The sequence below is a fragment of the Microbacterium pollutisoli genome (assembly GCF_053586795.1).
The window spans coordinates 472,464-490,638 of the sequence record NZ_JBNYWT010000001.1; the positions used below are offsets into that span (position 1 = coordinate 472,464).

At 70.2% G+C, this 18,175-nt stretch carries 15 protein-coding genes; 3 read left to right on the plus strand and 12 right to left on the minus strand.

Annotated elements, in window-relative coordinates; genetic code table 11:
* Positions 1–2 precede the first annotated feature (2 nt).
* From proB to rplU, 4 genes are all read right to left on the minus strand, one after another.
* Complete coding sequence (proB, locus tag ACQ143_RS02265) at positions 3–836, minus strand: glutamate 5-kinase (protein WP_449569094.1); 834 nt, start codon at positions 834–836, stop codon at positions 3–5.
* Complete coding sequence (obgE, locus tag ACQ143_RS02270) at positions 833–2,329, minus strand: GTPase ObgE (RefSeq protein WP_449569095.1); 1,497 nt, start codon at positions 2,327–2,329, stop codon at positions 833–835. The genes proB and obgE overlap by 4 nt, the downstream gene beginning before the upstream one ends.
* Positions 2,330–2,399: 70 nt before the next feature.
* Complete coding sequence (gene rpmA, locus ACQ143_RS02275) at positions 2,400–2,660, minus strand: 50S ribosomal protein L27 (protein WP_449569096.1); 261 nt, start codon at positions 2,658–2,660, stop codon at positions 2,400–2,402.
* Between the two features lie 17 nt (positions 2,661–2,677).
* Positions 2,678–2,986, minus strand: a complete 309-nt coding sequence (rplU, locus tag ACQ143_RS02280) for a 50S ribosomal protein L21 (RefSeq protein WP_449569097.1) — start codon at positions 2,984–2,986, stop codon at positions 2,678–2,680.
* Between the two features lie 203 nt (positions 2,987–3,189).
* Between rplU and ACQ143_RS02285 the strand changes: the two genes are divergently transcribed.
* Positions 3,190–3,459 carry a DUF4031 domain-containing protein gene (locus tag ACQ143_RS02285; RefSeq protein WP_449569098.1) on the plus strand — a complete coding sequence of 90 codons (270 nt, stop codon included), beginning with the start codon at positions 3,190–3,192 and terminating at the stop codon, positions 3,457–3,459.
* 3 nt (positions 3,460–3,462) lie between these two features.
* On the opposite strand, the gene ACQ143_RS02290 is transcribed toward ACQ143_RS02285, so the two are convergent.
* Positions 3,463–5,697, minus strand: coding sequence for an Rne/Rng family ribonuclease (locus ACQ143_RS02290; RefSeq protein WP_449569099.1), 2,235 nt, complete (start codon positions 5,695–5,697; stop codon positions 3,463–3,465).
* Between the two features lie 284 nt (positions 5,698–5,981).
* Between ACQ143_RS02290 and ACQ143_RS02295 the strand changes: the two genes are divergently transcribed.
* Complete coding sequence (locus tag ACQ143_RS02295) at positions 5,982–6,581, plus strand: vitamin K epoxide reductase family protein (RefSeq protein ID WP_449569100.1); 600 nt, start codon at positions 5,982–5,984, stop codon at positions 6,579–6,581.
* Positions 6,582–6,585: 4 nt separating this feature from the next.
* Here ACQ143_RS02295 and ndk read toward each other — a convergent pair whose 3' ends face one another.
* The 7 genes from ndk to ACQ143_RS02330 form a co-directional block, all read right to left on the minus strand.
* Positions 6,586–6,999: a nucleoside-diphosphate kinase gene (ndk, locus tag ACQ143_RS02300; protein WP_449569101.1), complete on the minus strand. Its 414-nt coding sequence runs from the start codon at positions 6,997–6,999 to the stop codon at positions 6,586–6,588.
* Positions 6,996–7,394: a DUF4233 domain-containing protein gene (locus tag ACQ143_RS02305; protein WP_449569102.1), complete on the minus strand. Its 399-nt coding sequence runs from the start codon at positions 7,392–7,394 to the stop codon at positions 6,996–6,998. Before ACQ143_RS02305 ends, ndk begins: the two co-directional genes overlap by 4 nt.
* Positions 7,391–8,740: a bifunctional folylpolyglutamate synthase/dihydrofolate synthase gene (locus ACQ143_RS02310; RefSeq protein WP_449569103.1), complete on the minus strand. Its 1,350-nt coding sequence runs from the start codon at positions 8,738–8,740 to the stop codon at positions 7,391–7,393. Before ACQ143_RS02310 ends, ACQ143_RS02305 begins: the two co-directional genes overlap by 4 nt.
* Entirely contained in the window at positions 8,737–12,099 is a 3,363-nt protein-coding gene (gene ileS / locus ACQ143_RS02315) for an isoleucine--tRNA ligase (protein WP_449569104.1), read from the minus strand. The genes ACQ143_RS02310 and ileS overlap by 4 nt, the downstream gene beginning before the upstream one ends.
* A 288-nt stretch (positions 12,100–12,387) precedes the next feature.
* Complete coding sequence (locus tag ACQ143_RS02320) at positions 12,388–13,356, minus strand: ArsA family ATPase (protein ID WP_449569105.1); 969 nt, start codon at positions 13,354–13,356, stop codon at positions 12,388–12,390.
* Positions 13,347–13,631, minus strand: a complete 285-nt coding sequence (locus ACQ143_RS02325) for a cory-CC-star protein (protein ID WP_449569106.1) — start codon at positions 13,629–13,631, stop codon at positions 13,347–13,349. The genes ACQ143_RS02320 and ACQ143_RS02325 overlap by 10 nt, the downstream gene beginning before the upstream one ends.
* A 19-nt stretch (positions 13,632–13,650) precedes the next feature.
* Positions 13,651–15,378 carry a carbon starvation CstA family protein gene (locus ACQ143_RS02330; RefSeq protein ID WP_449569107.1) on the minus strand — a complete coding sequence of 576 codons (1,728 nt, stop codon included), beginning with the start codon at positions 15,376–15,378 and terminating at the stop codon, positions 13,651–13,653.
* Positions 15,379–15,597: 219 nt separating this feature from the next.
* On the opposite strand from ACQ143_RS02330, the gene valS reads away from it, so the two are divergent.
* The gene (valS, locus tag ACQ143_RS02335; RefSeq protein ID WP_449569108.1) at positions 15,598–18,174 is read left to right on the plus strand and encodes a valine--tRNA ligase; all 2,577 of its coding nucleotides are present in this window, start codon (positions 15,598–15,600) and stop codon (positions 18,172–18,174) included.
* The last annotated feature ends 1 nt before the right edge of the window (position 18,175 follow it).

An 18,175-nucleotide genomic window follows, 5' to 3' on the forward strand; every position in this document is an offset into this window, starting at 1 on the left:
GGTCAGCGTCCGTCGGCGACCGGGATCGGTGCGGTACGGGAGACGGGCTCCAACTCGGGGTTCGGGGCGAACCAGGTGCCGATGTCGGCGCCGGTGAGCGCCTGGTCGATCATCGTCGCGCTGGTGATGAGCACCGCGACGCCGGCCTGTGCGGCCAGGCGGGCGGCGGAGACCTTGGTGGCCGCTCCCCCGGTGCCGACGCTGTTGACCACGACCGACCCGAACTCGAAGCCCTCGAGGTTCTCGCCGTACTCGATGCGCCGGATGGGTGTGGCCCCGGGCACCTCGGGCGGACGGGTGTACAGGCATTCGATGTCGCTGAGCAGGACCAGGGCGTCGGCGCCGATCAGCCGCGCGACCATGGCGGCGAGCCGGTCGTTGTCGCCGAACCGGATCTCATGCGTGGCGACCGTGTCGTTCTCGTTGACGATCGGGAGGATGCGCAGGCCGAGGAGCCGCTCCATGGCCCGGCGGGCGTTGGACCGCGGCGTGGGGTTCTCCAGGTCCCCGGCGGTGAGCAGCACCTGGCCGGCGACGATGGCGTACGGACGCAGGGCGTTCTGGTAGCGGTAGATGAGCACGTTCTGGCCGACGGCGGCGGCCGCCTGCTGGGTCGCGAGATCGACAGGACGCGAGTCGAGCGCCAGGTAGGGCATGCCGGTGGCGATGGCCCCGGACGAGACCAGCACCACTTCGGTGCCGCGCTGGTAAGCGCCGGCCAGCGCCTCCACGATGGGCTCGATGTTGTGCGCGTTGTCGCCGCTGATCGACGAGGAGCCGACCTTGACGACGACACGGCGCGCCCCGAGAAGCTCAGAGCGCTCGCGCAGGCTCACCGGGCGTCCTCGTCGCCGGCGATCCGTTCCGCCTCCAGCTCGGCGCGGGCGGCGGCCTTCGCGTCCATCCGCTCGTGGTAGCGCTCACGGCGCTCACTGGTGGTGCGGCGCGGGTTCAGGTCGAGGCGGGGGTCCGTGCCGCGCGGCGCGCTCATCAGCTCAGCCGCCGACGACAGCGAAGGATGCCAGTCGAAGACCACGCCGTCGCCTTCGCCGATGACCACGGTCGAGCCGGCCTCGACGCCCAGGCGGAACAGCTCGGTTTCGATGCCCAGCTTGTCGAGGCGGTCGGCGAGGAACCCGACGGCCTCCTCGTTCTGGAAATCGGTCTGCTGCACCCACCGCTCCGGCTTGGCACCCAGGATGCGGTAGATGTTGCCGTAAGTGCCGCCCTCCACCCGGATGGTGAACTCCTTCTCGGAGCCCTTGGGGCGGATGACCACGCGTTCGGCGACCGGCTCGGCGGCGACCGCCGCCCGGTGCTGGGAGACGATGTCGGCGAGGGCGAACGTGAGGGGACGCAGCCCGGCGTGGCTGACCGTCGAGATGTCGAACACGCGGTAGCCGCGCGCTTCGAGGTCGGGGCGCACAAGGTCGGCGAGATCCTGCGCTTCGGGGACGTCAAGCTTGTTGAGCGCGATCAGCTGCGGCCGTTCCAGCAGCGGCACCTGACCTTCGGGGACGGGGTAGGCCGCGAGTTCCGCGAGGATGACGTCGAGATCGGAGATCGGGTCACGGCCCGGTTCGAGCGTCGCGCAGTCCAGGACGTGCACCAGCGCGGTGCAGCGCTCCACGTGCCGGAGGAACTCCAGTCCGAGACCGCGGCCCTCGCTCGCGCCTTCGATGAGGCCGGGGACGTCGGCGACGGTGAACCGCACGTCGCCGGCCTGCACGACACCGAGGTTCGGGTGCAGCGTGGTGAACGGGTAGTCGGCGATCTTGGGCCGGGCCGCCGAGATCGCGGCGATCAGGCTGGACTTGCCGGCGGAGGGGTAGCCGACCAAGGCGACGTCGGCCACGGTCTTCAGCTCGAGGACGATATCGCCCTCCCAGCCGGGGGTGCCCAGCAGGGCGAAGCCGGGGGCCTTGCGCTTGGGCGAGGCCAGTGCGGCGTTGCCGAGGCCGCCCTGCCCGCCGGGTGCCGCGACGAAGCGGGTGCCGGGGGTGACGAGGTCGGCCAGCACCTCGCCGGAGACGTCCTTCACGACGGTGCCCACGGGGACCGGGAGCTCGACCGACTCGCCGAGCGCGCCGGAGCGGTTGTCGCCCATGCCGAACCCGCCGTTGCCGCCGGTGCGGTGCGGCGAGTGGTGGTACGACAACAGCGTGGTGACCTGCGGGTCGGCGACCAGCACGATGTCGCCGCCGTTGCCGCCGTTGCCGCCGTCGGGGCCGGCCAGCGGCTTGAACTTCTCCCGACGCACCGACACGCAGCCGTTGCCGCCCTTGCCGGCGCGCAGATGCAGCGTGACGCGGTCGACGAAGGTCACCATGCTGTTCTCCTGAATGTGAACAGGCGAGGGGCGGGCCTCAGCCCGCCCCTCGCCCTGGGAATCTGTGTGATTACTCCGCTGCCGCGGCCACGATGTTGACGACCTTGCGGCCGCCCTTCGAGCCGAACTCGACCGCACCGGCGGCCAGGGCGAAGAGCGTGTCGTCGCCGCCACGGCCGACGTTGGCGCCGGGGTGGAAGTGGGTGCCGCGCTGACGGACGAGGATCTCGCCCGCGTTCACGGTCTGGCCGCCGAAGCGCTTCACGCCCAGTCGCTGGGCGTTGGAATCGCGACCGTTACGGGTGGAGCTTGCGCCCTTCTTGTGTGCCATCTGCGTCTCTCCCTGGCTTACTTGATGCCGGTGATCTTGACGCGCGTGAGGTCCTGACGGTGCCCCTGGCGCTTCTTGTAGCCGGTCTTGTTCTTGTACTTCTGGATCACGATCTTCGGGCCGCGCTCCTCACCGAGGACCTCGGCGGTGACCTTGACCTTTGCGAGCTTGTCGGCGTCGGTCGTGACGGCATCGCCGTCGACGAGCAGCACCGCGGGCAGCTCGAACTTCTCGCCGACCTTGGTGGCCTGACGATCGAGGACGACGATGGAGCCGACTTCGACCTTCTCCTGACGGCCGCCGGCGCGCACTACTGCGTAAACCACTTCACACCTGTTCTTCTTCAGTGGAGCGCTCGGCTCCGATTGTCTTGTGAGACTGGAAAGTCGTGGTGCCCACTCGCGGCGAACTCGCTCGCCGCCGAGCATGCCGAACCAGCGACACGCGACGCACCAAGGGTCTAGTTTACCGGATGCCGGGCACGACGGCAAAAGCGCCCGGGCGCGTGTCGCGGCCGTAGGATCTGGGGGTGATCCTGATCGACGATGCGCGCTGGCCGGCACACGGCCGCCTGTGGGCGCACCTGGTCAGCGACAGCGACCTGGACGAGCTCCACCGGTTCGCGCAGAAGCACGGCATCCCGGCCCGTGCATTCGATCTCGACCACTACGACGTCCCCGAGGACGCAGTCCCCCGCCTGATCGCCGGTGGCGCACAGCCGGTCACCGCCCACGAGCTGGTGCGCCGGCTGATCGCCTCCGGACTGCGGGTCACCGCGCGGGAGCGCCGCGGCCGCTGACGATCAGTCCTGGCCCGTTTCCGGAGTGGGCGACGCGCTGATCGGGGTGCCGCTGAGCGCCGCCGTGGTCACCCGACGACGCGACCGCCCCTGCCCCGGGGCCTTCGGCTCGGGGAGAGCGTCCAGCACCGAGTCGAGCAGCAGTTCCTTCTCGGTCTTCGGAGTCGACGACGTGGCCGCCGGCTTCTTCTTGCGCGCCTTCTTGGGCCGCTCCGCGGCGGCCGGCGCAGGCGCCGACGTAGGCGCCGGTGCCGTAGCGGACTCTTCGGCGACGGGGTGGATGGTGGATGCCGCGATCTGCGCGAGCGCGGACTTGGCGCCTTCGGTGATCACGTGCGTGCCCCCGTTGCCGGGGGTGGGCGCGGACTGGCGGGAGCGACGCGAGTTGCCGCCACCCTGCGAGGACCGGTGCTTGACGACCGGATCGTGATGCACGATCACCCCGCGGCCGGCGCAGACCTCGCACGGCTCGCTGAAGGTCTCCAGGAGCCCCAGGCCCAGCTTCTTGCGCGTCATCTGCACCAGACCCAGCGAGGTGACCTCCGCCACCTGGTGCTTGGTGCGGTCGCGGCTCAGGCACTCGACGAGCCGGCGCAGCACGAGGTCACGGTTGGATTCGAGCACCATGTCGATGAAGTCGACGACGATGATGCCGCCGATGTCGCGCAGCCGCAGCTGGCGGACGATCTCCTCCGCCGCTTCGAGGTTGTTCTTGGTGACCGTCTCCTCGAGGTTGCCGCCCGATCCGACGAACTTTCCGGTGTTCACGTCGACGACGGTCATGGCCTCGGTGCGGTCGATGACCAGCGAGCCGCCCGAGGGCAGCCACACCTTGCGGTCGAGGGCCTTCTCGATCTGCTCGGTGATGCGGAAGTGGTCGAACGGGTCGGTGTCGCCCTCGTAGCGCTCGACGCGCTCGAGCAGATCGGGTGCGACGCCGGTCAGGTACGACGTGATGGTCTGGTGCGCGTCCTCGCCCTGGATGAGCATCTTGGTGAAGTCCTCGTTGAAGACGTCACGGACGATCTTGACGAGCAGGTCCGGCTCGGAGTGCAGCAGCGACGGCGCTTTGCCGGTCTCGGCCTGGGCGCTGATGTGCTCCCACTGGGCGGTGAGGCGCTGCACGTCGCGCGTCAGTTGCTCCTCGGTCGCGCCCTCGGCCGCCGTGCGGACGATGACGCCGCTGGACTCGGGCAGCACTTCCTTGAGGATGCGCTTGAGCCGCGCACGCTCGGTGTCGGGGAGCTTGCGCGAGATGCCGTTCATGGCGCCGCCGGGCACGTACACCAGGTAGCGGCCGGGCAGTGAGATCTGGCTGGTCAGGCGCGCGCCCTTGTGGCCGACGGGGTCCTTCGTCACCTGCACGAGCACCCGGTCACCCGACTTGAGGGCCAGTTCGATGCGACGCGGCTGGTTGCCCGTCTCGACGGCATCCCAGTCGACCTCGCCCGAGTAGAGCACGGCGTTGCGGCCGCGCCCGATGTCGACGAAGGCGGCCTCCATGCTCGGCAACACGTTCTGCACGCGGCCGAGGTACACGTTGCCGATCAGCGACGCGTCCTGGCTGCGGGCCACGTAGTGCTCGACCAGCACATCGTCTTCGAGGACGCCGATCTGCACGCGGCCGTTCTTGGACCGCACGACCATGACGCGGTCGACCGCCTCACGGCGGGCGAGGAACTCGGCCTCGGTGACCACGGCGCGGCGACGCCCCGCCTCGCGGCCGTCGCGGCGGCGCTGCTTCTTGGCCTCCAGACGGGTCGATCCCTTGATGCGCTGCGGTTCGGTGATGAGCTCGACCGCGCGACGGCGCTGCCCGGACGACGACGAGGACGATGAGGGTGCGGAGGTCTCCCCGCCGTCGTTGGTGCCGGAGCCGGATCCCGAGCCGCGCCGCCGGTTGCGGCGACGGGAGCTGGAGGAGGACTCGTTCTGGTCGTCGTCGCGGTCCTCGCGCGGCGGCAGGGCGAGCACGGGCGGGGCGTAGAAGTGCAGCTCGGTGGAGACGGCGGAGACGAACACCTCGGGCAGCAGGCCCAGGCTCACCGCGGTCACCGGCTCCTCCGTCTTCGGCGCATCTCCCTCAGCGTCAGCCTTCGGCCCGTCCGCCGACGGTGCGTCGGCGGGCCCGGGCGTGTCGGCGTCGCCGGCATCCGGTCCGGGAGTGCTCATCGCATCGGTGCGCGGCTGCTCCTGCGGTTCATCGGTCGTGGGGTTCTCGGTGTTCTCATCGGCCATCGCTGGCTTACTCCTATGCGGACGGCTCCGCGTGCCGTCCGGCGAAACTCTGGCGGCGCCGCTCCGGTTCGGAGGAGCCGCGAACTCACTCGGTCTGCAGTCGCGTCCGGCTCGGTGGCTGAGGCCGCTGGCTGCGGGGCGTTCATCGCCCGAAGTCTTCGATGGTTCCGCACGCGGCGCGGCCGCGGCGGGGTATCGCGATCCATTATCGCACTTTCGGCATGCGATTGCGCAGACATCGTCACGTGAGCCGGATGCCCGCCGGCGGATGGGATAATCCGAGGATGCCGACCCGACTCACGCACACCCGTCCGCAGGCGCTGGCGATCTGGCTCATCGTGGCCGGCGTGATCGGCTGGTACGCCGCGTTCCAGCTCACGGTCGAGAAGTTCCACCTGCTGGCCAACCCCGGCGCGATCGCCTCGTGCGACATCAGTCTGGTCGTGCAGTGCGGCAAGAACCTCGACTCGTGGCAGGGCGCCGTGTTCGGCTTCCCGAACCCGATCGTGGGGGTCACCGGCTGGATGGCCCCGATCGTGGTGGGCGTGGCGATCCTGGCCGGAGCCCGCTTCGCCCGCTGGTTCTGGTGGCTGTTCTGGGCCGGCATGGCCTTCGCCTTCGGCTTCGTGATCTGGCTCATCTCGCAGAGCATCTTCGACCTGGCCACCCTGTGCCCGTGGTGCATGGTCACCTGGGCGGTGACGATCCCGACCTTCTACGCGGTGACCGGGCACCTGCTGCGCAGCGGCCTCGTGCCGGCGCCGGCGGCGGTGCGCTCGGTCGCCGACACGCTCATGGGGTGGCTGCCGCTGCTCGCGGTGCTCAGCTACGCCGTGATCGCCCTGATCGCACAGCTGCGGCTCGACTGGATCGGCACGCTGTAACGGCTCAGAACCAGATGCCCAGCTCGCGTGCGGCCGATTCGGGGCTGTCGCTGCCGTGCACGAGGTTCTGCTGCACCGCAAGACCCCAGTCCCGGCCGAAGTCGCCTCGGATCGTGCCGGGTGCGGCGGTGGTCGGGTCGGTCGTGCCGGCCAGGGACCGGAACCCCTCGATGACGCGGTTGCCGGCCAGGCGGATGGCCACCGACGGCCCCGACATCATGAAGTCGAGCAGTGGCTCGTAGAAGGGCTTCCCGGCGTGCTCGGCGTAGTGGGCCTCGAGCAGCTCCCGGTCGGGCTCGACGAGCTTGATGTCGACCAGCGCGTAGCCCTTGGCCTCGATGCGGGCGAGGATCGCGCCGGTCAGGCCGCGGGCCACACCGTCGGGCTTGACGAGGACGAGGGTCTCTTCGGTGGTCATGAGGGGTCTCCGTTCGTGTCGGGGGTCTGAGCGGCGAGCCGGGCGTTGCGCGCGTCGAGCGCGCCGCCCTTGATCGTCGCATATGCGTACATGCCGCCGAAAATGAGGGCGACGAACAGCAGCGCCGGGACGATGAAGCCGCCGGCGGCGATGATCACCTGCCACACCCAGCCCAGCGCGATGCCCCAGCGGTACCGGAGCACCGGGATGGTGAGGACCAGCACCACGGCGAACACGACGCCGGCGACGATCCCCCACCACGACGGCACATTCGGGAGGGCGTCGAGGCCGTGGAGGGTGAGACCGCCCAGGAACACCACGACCGTCTCGAGGCCCAGAACGATGGATGCCAGGGATTCCCGCGCCCCGCGCACCCGGCGCACACGTGCGTTCACGCCCCGCCTCCCTTCCAGTCCTCATCGGCCGCGAGCAGCAGGGCCTCCCCCGCCAGCACGACGCTGCCGGCGATGACCACGGCCCGGCGGTCGGCGGCCTCGGCCCAGCGGCGCGCCTCCTCGGCCGCGGCGCGCAGACCGTCGTGCACGGTCACCGGCACCCCGGCGGCCTCGACCAGGTCGGCCAGGGCATCCGGGTCGGCGGCGCGCTCGGAGTCGGGCGCGACGGCGAACACGTGCGCGGCGGCCGGTGCGATCTGCGCGACGATGCCGGCGGCGTCCTTGTCTCCCAGCACTCCGAGCACCACGCCCCATTCGTCGAAGTCGAACGAGGTCGCCAGCGCGTCGACGAGCGAGCGCATGCCGTGCGGGTTGTGCGCGCTGTCGACCAGCACGGTCGGCGCGACGCCCAGCAGCTGCAGGCGCCCGGGGCTGGTCACCTCCGCCAGGGCTTCGGCCAGCACATCGGGCGACAGGGCCTGACCGCCGGCGCCGATGAGCGCCTCCACGGCGGCGATCGCCAGGGCCGCGTTGTGTCCCTGGTGGGCGCCGTACAGCGGCAGGTAGAGGTCGTCGTACTGGCCCGCCAGCCCGCGCACCGAGATCATCTGGCCGCCCACCGCGAGGGTCTGCGCGGTCAGCGCGAACCCGTCGTCCTCCACGGCGAGGGTCGCGCCGGTCGCAGCGGCCGCGTCGCGCAGCACCGTCAGCGCCTCGGGCGTCTGTACCGCGGAGACCGCGGCGGCGCCGGCCTTGATGATCCCGGACTTGACCGCGGCGATCTCGGCGATCGTGGCGCCCAGACGGTCGGCGTGATCGACGGCGATCGGCGCGACGACGGCCACGTCGCCGTCGGCCGTGTTCGTCGAGTCCCAGGCTCCGCCCATGCCCACTTCGATGACCGCGACGTCGACGGGGGCGTCGGCGAACGCGACGAAGGCCAGCACCGTCAGCAGTTCGAAGAAGGTCAGCGGCGCGTCGCCGCGGGCGGCGAGCTCCGCGTCGACGATGTCGACGAACGGCTCGACCTCGTCCCAGGCGTCGGCGATCAGTCCATCGTCGATGGGGGCGCCGTCGACCATGATCCGCTCCGTGAAGCGCTCCAGGTGCGGGCTGGTGAACAGGCCGGTGCGCAGGCCGTGCGCGCGCACGATGGACTCGACGATGCGGCTGGTCGAGGTCTTGCCGTTCGTGCCGGTGACGTGCACGACGCGGTAGGTGCGCTGCGGGTCGTCGAGCAGTTCGAGGACCCGGCGGGTGCGCTCGACACGGGGCTGGACCCACTGCTCACCCTGGCGGGTCAGCAGCGCGGCGTACACGGTGTCGGCGCGGGCGCGGTCGTTCATGAGGTCGCCTTTCCGACGCCGGTCGCGTCGATCGTCACGAGGAGCGGGGACTTGTCGGTGCCCAGCGCCCGGGCGCCGCTGACATGCACGCCGCCGTCGGGGTCCACCGCCTCGTCGACGAGCCGGTCCACGTCGTCGGCGGTCACCACGGTGTAGCCGACGGCGAGGGTCTCGGCGGCGATGAGCTCGGCGTGCGTGCGCAGCGCGTCGGCCGGGCCGGCGGCGGCGGTCAGCGTGAGCACGATGCGGTCGGAGACGTCGAGTCCGGCGTTCTTGCGGGCCTCCTGCACGACGCGGATGGCGTCGCGGGCCAGGCCTTCGGCCTCCAGCTCCGGCGTGGTCACGGTGTCCAGCAGCACGAAGCCGCCGCCGGGTCCGGGCAGGAGTGCGATCGCGGTGCCCTCGGCGACCCCGCCCGCCTCCAGGGTCAGCTCGTACTCACCCTCCTGCAGCGCGATGCCGTCGACGACCACGACGCCGTCCGTCTCGGTCCACACCCCGGCCTTGGCCCCGGCGATCACGTGCTGCACCTGCTTGCCCAGACGCGGCCCCGCCGCGCGGGCGTTGACGCTCAGGCGCTGGCTGATGCCGTACTGCTCGGCCAGGCCCTCGGTGAGCTCGACGAGGTCGACCCGCTTGACGTTGAGCTCGTCACGGAGGATGTCCTCGAACTGGGCCAGCCCCGCGGCGTCGGGCACGGCGACGGTGAGCGAGGCCAGCGGCAGACGCACGCGCTTGCCCTCCTTCTTGCGCAGCGCGTTGGCGACCGACGACACTGTGCGGACGGTGTCCATCGCGGAGCGGATGTCGCTCGCGGGCGCGAAGTCTGCGGCATCCGGCCAGTCGGTCAGGTGCACGCTGCGGCCGCCGGTCAGCCCCTGCCACACCCGTTCGGACACGAGCGGGATGAGCGGTGCCGCGACCCGCGTGAGGGTCTCCAGCACCGTGTACAGGGTGTCGAACGCCTCCCGGCTGCGGGGGTCGTCGTCCACCCCCTGCCAGAAGCGGTCGCGAGAGCGGCGGATATACCAGTTGGTGAGCACCTCGGCGAACTCGCGCAGGCGCGCCGCGGCGGTCGTCGAGTCGAGCGCCTCCAGCTCCGCCGCGACATCGCGCACCAGGTCCCCGGTCAGCGCGAGGATGTGCTGGTCGAGCACGTGCGTCGAGTCGGTGCGCCACGTGGCGGTGTATCCCCCGGGACCGGCCGCGTTGGCGTAAGTGGCGAAGAAGTACCAGGCGCTCCACAGCGGCAGCAGGAACTCGCGCACACCGGCGCGGATGCCCTCTTCGGTGACGATGAGGTTCCCGCCACGCAGCACCGACGACGACATGAGGAACCAGCGCATGGCGTCGGAGCCGTCGCGGTCGAACACCTCGCTGACATCCGGGTAGTTGCGCAGCGACTTCGACATCTTCATGCCGTCGCTGCCGAGCACGATGCCGTGGCAGGCGACACCCGAGAACGCCGGGCGGTCGAACAGCGCGGTCGACAGCACGTGCATGACGTAGAACCAGCCGCGCGTCTGCCCGATGTACTCGACGATGAAGTCGGCCGGTGCGTGCTCGTCGAACCACTGCTGGTTCTCGAACGGGTAGTGCACCTGGGCGTAGGGCATCGAGCCCGAGTCGAACCACACGTCGAACACGTCCTCGATGCGCCGCATCGTGGACTTCCCGGTGGGGTCGTCGGGGTTCGGGCGCGTCAGCTCATCGATGTACGGGCGGTGCAGGTCGACCTCCCCGGCCTCGTTGCGCGGCAACCGGCCGAAGTCGCGTTCGATCTCGGCGAGGGAGCCGTACACGTCCACGCGCGGGTGCTCTGGGTCGTCACTGCGCCACACCGGGATCGGCGAGCCCCAGAACCGGTTGCGGCTGATCGACCAGTCTCGCGCGCCCTCGAGCCACTTGCCGAACTGGCCGTGCTTGACGTTCTCCGGGGCCCAGGTGATCTGCTCGTTGTTCGCGAGCAGACGGTCCTTGATGGCGGTGACCCGCACGAACCAGCTCGACACGGCCTTGTAGATCAGGGGGTTCCGGCAGCGCCAGCAGTGCGGGTAGGAGTGCTCGTAGCTGGCTTCGCGCAGCAGGCGCCCCGCGGCGCTGATCAGCCGGATCAGGGGCCGGTTGGCGTCCATCCACAGCTGCCCGGCGACATCGCCGACCTGCGGCAGGAACCGCCCGCCGTCGTCGAGGCTCATGATCAGCGGAATCCCGGCCGCGGCGGTGACGCGCTGGTCGTCCTCACCGTAGGCCGGGGCCTGGTGGACGATACCGGTGCCGTCGCTGGTGGTGACGTAGTCGTCGACGAGGATCCGCCACGCGCGCTCGGTGCCCCACACCTCGGCGTCGGCGTAGTAGTCGAACAGCAGGTCGTAGTGCACCTCGGCCAGCTCGCTGCCCAGGAGCGTGCGCTCCACGGCGGCACGGGCGTCGTCGGCCGACGCGTAGCCCAGGTCCTTGGCGTATCCGCCGAGCAGGTCGGATGCCAGCAGGTAGCGGTGTGCGGCGGCTTCGGCCCGGCTCTCGTGCACGTCGCCGGCACCGTTCGGCCCGCCGGGGACGACGACGTAGGTGATGTCCGGTCCGACCGCGAGGGCGAGGTTGGTGGGCAGCGTCCACGGCGTCGTCGTCCACGCGAGGGCGCGCACGGCGGTGAGTCCCAGGGCTTCCGCCTTGGCGCCGACGAGCGGGAAGGTCACCGTCACGGACGAGTCCTGCCGCATCTGGTAAACGTCGTCGTCCATGCGCAGTTCGTGGTTGGACAGCGGCGTCTCGTCACGCCAGCAGTAGGGCAGCACCCGGTGCCCCTCGTAGGCGAGGTCTTTCTCCCAGAGCTGCTTGAACGCCCAGAGCACCGACTCCATGTACCCGGTGTCCAGTGTCTTGTACCCGCGCCCGAAGTCCACCCATCGGGCCTGGCGGGTGACGTAGTCCTCCCACTCGCGGGTGTACGCGAGGACGGACTCGCGCGCTTTGGCGTTGAAGGCCGCGATGCCCATCTGTTCGATCTCGGCCTTCTCGGTCAGCCCGAGCTGCTTCATGGCCTCGAGCTCGGCCGGCAGCCCGTGCGTGTCCCAGCCGAACACCCGGTCGACCTTCTTGCCGCGCATCGTCTGGAACCGCGGGAAGAGGTCCTTGGCGTAGCCGGTGAGCAGGTGGCCGTAGTGCGGCAGGCCGTTGGCGAACGGCGGGCCGTCGTAGAAGACCCACTCGTCGGCGCCGTCCCGCTGCGCGATCGACGCGGCGAACGTGTCGTCCTGCTGCCAGAAGTCGAGCACCTCGCGCTCGATGGCGGGGAAGCGCGGGCTCGGGACGACCTCGGCCGCGGGGCCGAACGCTGAGGGCTTCGGATAGGTCATGTCTCTCCAGCAGGTTGCGATGCTTCCTGCGAGGACGACCCTCCCGACGGGAGAACCGCGGTACCACCCCGCGTTGCCGGGCCTGGGCCCTGCCACTCTCACTGCGGCTGTGACGGGCCTGCCCCGCCCGGTTCTACTCCCCCGGCCGTGGCCGGGGTTTCTTCCGAGTGCTCCCCGGTGATGGCCGGATCGATGCGTGTGCCCCAATTCTAGCCGGTGACGCGGCCGCTGTCCGCACCGGACGGCGCGCTGCGGTGACGTCGCCGCCGCGCGGGCGTGGAACGCCTTTCAGCCCGCGGCTTCGAGGAGGTCCGCGAGGTGGGCCAGTGCCGCGGGCCCCGTCAGCTCCCCGGCCACCAGCGGCACCTCGATGGGTGCGAGCCCGGGCAGGCGCCGGCGTACGTGCGCGAGGTGCGTGTCCTCCGCCGCGCGGCGCGTGCGCAGCAGTTCGCCGGCGTCGTGGGGCGACCGCCGGTTCGCGATGAGCGCGGCCACGTCGACCTGCAGCGCCCGCAGTCCGTCCACGACCTCCAGGGTCTCCGCGACAGGGAGGGCTTCCGCGGTGAACACGATGACGAACCCCGAGCGCCGCGGGTCGGCGATGGTCTGCTGCAGAGCATCGAACCGGTCGCGGCGCCGTTGCAGGCTCCGGCGCAGTTCGGCCTGGGCGGTCGCCTCCGGGTCGTCGCGGCCGGTGAGGCCCCGCATCGCCGCCGAGAAGCGCTCCGAACGGTCGCGGTTGCGCAGCAGGGTGTCGGTCCATCCCGCCAGCTGCCCCGGCAGCGCCAGCAGGCGCAGGGTGTGACCGGAGGGCGCGGTGTCGAAGATGACGGCGTCGTAGTCCTCCTGGCCGAGCTGCGCCAGTTCCGCGATGCGCTCCAGGACGGCGGATTCGTGGCTGCCCGGGGCGTCTTTGGCGCGCAGCAGGTGCGCGCGGGCGGCGCGGTGCTGCCGCTCGGGCAGCAGACGCAGCATCGTCTCCTCCACCGCCGCGAGGTGGCGCAGGATCGTCGCCTGCGGGTCGATCTCCACCCCCTCGACCGCACCCAGGTCCAGGTCCAGGAGCCGCACGGGCCGGTCTCCCACCGCGCGCTCCCAGAGGTGGCCGAGGTTGTGCGCCGGGTCGGTCGAGACCACCAGGACCCGCTCCCCGGCACGCGCACGCGCGACCGCGAGGGCGGAGGCCAAGGAGGTCTTGCCCACGCCTCCCTTGCCGCCGACGAACAGCACCCGACGGCGGAGAGGCTCTAGCAGCATGAAATGTGGTCCAGGGGCGTGCGCGGCATGCCCATCCGGCGATGCCAGTCGTGGAAGTCGGTGGCCACCAGGGGCACCAGCTCGACACTGTAGTAGGCGGCGGGGTCGGGCACGCCGAGCGCCTCGCCGAGCACGATGAGGGTGAACAGGTCGTCCTCGTCGCGTCGTTCCCGGGCGAGGGTCTGCCGGTAGGGGCCCGCGTAGTAGTCCGCGAGCCCCTGCCGGAAGGCGGCCCAGCGTCGCTTCCGACGCCGGGCCGCCGTGGAGTCACCCATCGATCAGGATCCGTCCCACTCAGACTTCTTCGCGGACGGCCTGCAGCTGGGCGTCTTCGTCGTCGTCCTCCGGCGGCTCGGTGGCCGCCTTGCGCATGGCGATCACCGCCTCGACGGCCACCCACACGCTCGAGGCGATGATGATGATGTCGAGGACCAGCAGGAGCCAGTCCGGGTTCGCCGGGTCGGCGAACGACGACAGCTGCTCGATGGCGGCCCAGAACGAGAGCACGAACACGATGATCAGCGGGATGAGCGCCGGCAGCGGGTTGCGCCGCTTGCGGATCAGCATCACCGCGACGATCGACAGCGTCAACGAGGCCAGCAGCTGGTTGGTGGTGCCGAACAGCGGCCAGATCCGCAGGCCGCCCTCACCGCCCAGCCCCTGCGAGAAGGTCAGACCCAGGCCGACGGCCACGACGATGAAGGTCGCCGGGAGCTTGCCGACCCGCACCTTCATCGATGTCCCGATCTCCTGCACCACGAAACGCAGCAGACGCATACCGGTGTCCATCGTGGTCGCCGCGAACAGCACCGCCATCGTGGCCAGCACCGTGGCGCTGAGCGAGCCGGGCAGGCCGATGCCGGACTCCATGATGGCGCCGCCACCGGTGACGAACGCACCGACGCCGCCGGCGCCGAACGCGCTGTACACCTCTTCCCATTCGGCGACCGTGCGGAAGCCGGCGATCACGGCGAGGATCGTGCCGAGCGACAGCAGTCCCTCGCCGACGGCGCCGAAGTACCCGACGAAGCGGGCGTCGGGCTCCTTGTCGAGCTGCTTCGAACTCGTGCCGGAGGACACCATGCCGTGGAAGCCCGAGATCGCGCCGCACGCGATCGTGACGAACAGCAGCGGCACCATGCTCGGCGTGCCCTCGGGGACGGCCGTGTTGACCACGGGCGCCACGATCTGCAGCCCGTCCGCGGTGAACAGGGTGGCGATCAGCACGGCGCCGAACAGCAGGATGAGGCCCACGAACAGCTGCACCCCGTTGATGTAGTCACGCGGCTGCAGCAGCACCCAGACCGGCAACAGCGACGCGATCGCACCGTAGATGAACAGGGCCAGGATCCAGAAGGTGGCCGGTCCCATGCCCAAGAAGTCGTCTGGCAGCACGACCGGCACCTGGTCGCCGAGGACGATGAGCGCGTAGAGGGCCACGACCCCGACGATGGTCACCGGCAGCAGGTGCCACCGCAGGCGGTACACCGCCACACCCACCAGCAGCGCCACGACGATCGCACCCCACGTGGGGATGACCGCGGTGGGGGTGCTGATCAGCAGGTTCTTGATGACGACGGCGAACGCCGCGATGACCATGAGCAGCAGCAGGAAGATGACGACGAGGAACAGGCTCGCGCCGCGCTTGCCGATGTAGCGCTCCGACAGCGCGCCGATGGAGCGTCCCTTGTTGCGGTTGGACGCCCACAGCGCGCCCAGGTCGTGCATGCCGGCGAAGAAGACCGTGCCGATGGTGACCCACAGGAAGGCGGGCAGCCATCCCCAGATCACGGCGATCGCCGGTCCGACGATCGGCGCGGCGCCGGCCACGGAGGTGAAGTGGTGGCCCCACAGGATGAACTTGTTCGTCGGCACGTAGTCGATGCCGTCGTTCAGTTCGTGGGCGGGTGTGGTGAAGCGGGGGTCCAACCGGAAGATGCTCTTGCCCAGATAACGGGAGTAGAAGAGGTATCCGGCGGCGAAGATCGCCAACCCGATCAGCATCAAGAGGACAGGGGACATGGGACTGTTCATCCTTTCCGGCGGTGGCTTCGTCGCCGACCGCTACCGGGAAGTTAGCATGCCTGGGAAAAGGCTGTGAGGACCACGCCGCGCGGCGGCGCACCGTCGTCCGCGGCACGCCTCGCCCTGCGGTCCACGGTGGCGGCACGGGTAGACTGACGGGACCACCCACACTCAGGCACGCTCACACAGTGCCGCACATATCGTTCGAGGAGACCCATGACCGACGCGCACATTCCCGACAAGCCGGCACTGGAAGGCCTCGAACAGAAGTGGGACGCCGCCTGGGCCGCGCAGGGCACGTATCTGTTCGACCGTGACGCCGCCAAGGCGAAGGGGCGCGCGGGCGTCTTCTCCGTCGACACGCCTCCGCCGACCGCGTCGGGGTCGCTCCACATCGGTCACGTGTTCAGCTACACCCACACCGACATCAAGGTGCGGTACGAGCGCATGCAGGGCAAGACGGTGTTCTACCCGATGGGCTGGGACGACAACGGCCTGCCGACCGAGCGTCGCGTGCAGAACTACTTCGGCGTGCGCTGCGACCCGTCACTGCCCTACGACGCCGACTTCACTCCCCCGTTCCAGGGCAACGCGAAGAGCCTGAAGCCGGCCGACCAGGTGCCGATCAGCCGGCGCAACTTCATCGAGCTGTGCGAGCAGCTCACCATCGAGGACGAGAAGCACTTCGAGAGCCTGTTCCGCCAGCTGGGTCTGTCGGTGGACTGGACGCAGACCTACCGCACCATCTCGGACGAGACGATGCGCACCAGCCAGCTGGCCTTCCTGCGCAACCTGGAGCGCGGCGAGGCTTACCAGGCGCTGGCCCCCACCCTGTGGGACATCGACTTCCGCTCGGCGATCGCCCAGGCCGAGCTCGAGGACCGGGACCAGCAGGCCTCGTTCCACCGCATCGCCTTCCACCGCACCGACGGCGACGGTGACATCCACATCGAGACGACCCGGCCGGAGCTGCTCGCCGCGTGCGTGGCCCTGGTGGCCAACCCCGACGACGAGCGTTACCAGCCGCTGTTCGGCAGCACCGTGCGCACGCCCCTGTTCGACGTCGAGGTGCCGGTGCTCGCCCACCCGCTCGCCCAGCAGGACAAGGGCTCGGGCATCGCCATGGTCTGCACGTTCGGGGATGTGACCGACATCGTCTGGTGGCGCGAGCTGCAGCTGCCCAACCGCACCATCCTCGGCCAGGACGGCCGCATCATGGCCGAGGCCCCCGAGGCGATCGTGTCGGATGCCGGACGTGCCGCCTACGCGGAACTGGTCGGCAAGACGGTGTTCAGCGCCAAGAAACGCATCGTCGAGCTGCTCACCGACTCGGGCGAGCTGCTCGAGGTTTCCAAGCCGTTCTCCCACCCGGTGAAGTTCTACGAGAAGGGCGACCGGCCGCTGGAGATCGTGTCGACGCGGCAGTGGTACATCCGCAACGGCGCCCGCGATGAGCAGTTGCGCGAGAAGCTCATCGCGCTGGGCCATTCGATGTCCTGGCATCCCGACTTCATGCGGGTGCGGTACGAGAACTGGACCAACGGGCTCACCGGTGACTGGCTGATCTCGCGGCAGCGGTTCTTCGGAGTGGCGATCCCGGTCTGGTACGCGCTGGACGAGAACGGCGAACGCGACCACGACCGCGTCCTCACCCCCGACCTGGCCAGCCTCCCGGTCGACCCGACCGTCGACGTGCCCCCGGGGTACACCGAGCAGCAGCGCGGGGTGCCCGGCGGGTTCGAGGGCGAGAAGGACATCTTCGACACGTGGGCGACCTCGTCCCTGACGCCGCAGCTGGCGGGGGGATGGCAGCGCGACGACGAGCTGTGGGAGCTCGTGGCCCCGTTCGACGTGCGCCCCCAGGGTCAGGACATCATCCGCACCTGGCTGTTCTCGACGATGCTCCGCAGCGCGCTGGAGGACGACCGTGCACCGTGGACCGACGCCGCCATCTCCGGCTTCATCGTCGATCCCGACCGCAAGAAGATGTCGAAGTCGAAGGGCAATGTCGTCACCCCGGCGGACATCCTCTCCGGTCACGGCACCGACGCCGTCCGCTACTGGGCGGCCTCGAGCCGGCTGGGTGCCGACGCCGCGTTCGATCCGCAGAACCCGACGCAGGTCAAGATCGGCCGGCGCCTCGCGATCAAGGTGCTCAACGCCGCGAAGTTCGTGCTGTCGTTCCCGGTGCCCGAAGGCGCCGAGATCACGCACGCGCTGGACGCGTCGATGTTGACCACGCTCGACCAGGTCGTGCGCGATGCGACCAGCGCATTCGAGGCCTACGACCACGCGCGCGCCCTGGAGGTCACCGAGTCCTTCTTCTGGACCTTCTGCGACGACTACCTCGAGCTCGTCAAGGAGCGCGCCTACGACCAGACCGACGTCGGGCAGGCATCCGCCGCCCTGGCGCTGCGGCTCGCGCTGTCGACGCTGCTGCGCCTGCTGGCCCCGATCCTCGCGTTCGCGGCCGAAGAGGCGTGGTCGTGGTTCGAGGAGGGCTCCGTCCACACGGCCGCGTGGCCGCAGCCCCTGGGCCTGGACGGAGACGCCGCCGTGCTGCAGGCGGCGAGCGAGGCGCTCATCGGCATCCGCCGCGCCAAAACCGAGGCCAAGGCGTCGCAGAAGACCCCCGTCCGGTCGGTCACCGTGCGCGCCCACGACGACACCATCGCCCGGCTGCGTCTGGCCGAGGGTGATCTGAAGGCGGTGGGCCGAATCGCCGAGCTCGAACTGGTCGGCGGCGCCGACGCGTTCACGATCGACGGCATCGAACTCGCACAGGAGGCATGAC

Excerpts from the sequence above, each read along its gene's own strand:
- obgE (WP_449569095.1), bottom strand. The coding sequence starts at position 2,329 with ATGGTGACCTTCGTCGACCGCGTCACGCTGCATCTGCGCGCCGGCAAG.
- rpmA (WP_449569096.1), bottom strand. The coding sequence starts at position 2,660 with ATGGCACACAAGAAGGGCGCAAGCTCCACCCGTAACGGTCGCGATTCC.
- ACQ143_RS02290 (WP_449569099.1), bottom strand. The coding sequence starts at position 5,697 with ATGGCCGATGAGAACACCGAGAACCCCACGACCGATGAACCGCAGGAG.
- ACQ143_RS02295 (WP_449569100.1), top strand. The coding sequence starts at position 5,982 with ATGCCGACCCGACTCACGCACACCCGTCCGCAGGCGCTGGCGATCTGG.
- ndk (WP_449569101.1), bottom strand. The coding sequence starts at position 6,999 with ATGACCACCGAAGAGACCCTCGTCCTCGTCAAGCCCGACGGTGTGGCC.
- ACQ143_RS02310 (WP_449569103.1), bottom strand. The coding sequence starts at position 8,740 with ATGAACGACCGCGCCCGCGCCGACACCGTGTACGCCGCGCTGCTGACC.
- ileS (WP_449569104.1), bottom strand. The coding sequence starts at position 12,099 with ATGACCTATCCGAAGCCCTCAGCGTTCGGCCCCGCGGCCGAGGTCGTC.
- ACQ143_RS02320 (WP_449569105.1), bottom strand. The coding sequence starts at position 13,356 with ATGCTGCTAGAGCCTCTCCGCCGTCGGGTGCTGTTCGTCGGCGGCAAG.
- ACQ143_RS02325 (WP_449569106.1), bottom strand. The coding sequence starts at position 13,631 with ATGGGTGACTCCACGGCGGCCCGGCGTCGGAAGCGACGCTGGGCCGCC.
- ACQ143_RS02330 (WP_449569107.1), bottom strand. The coding sequence starts at position 15,378 with ATGTCCCCTGTCCTCTTGATGCTGATCGGGTTGGCGATCTTCGCCGCC.
- valS (WP_449569108.1), top strand. The coding sequence starts at position 15,598 with ATGACCGACGCGCACATTCCCGACAAGCCGGCACTGGAAGGCCTCGAA.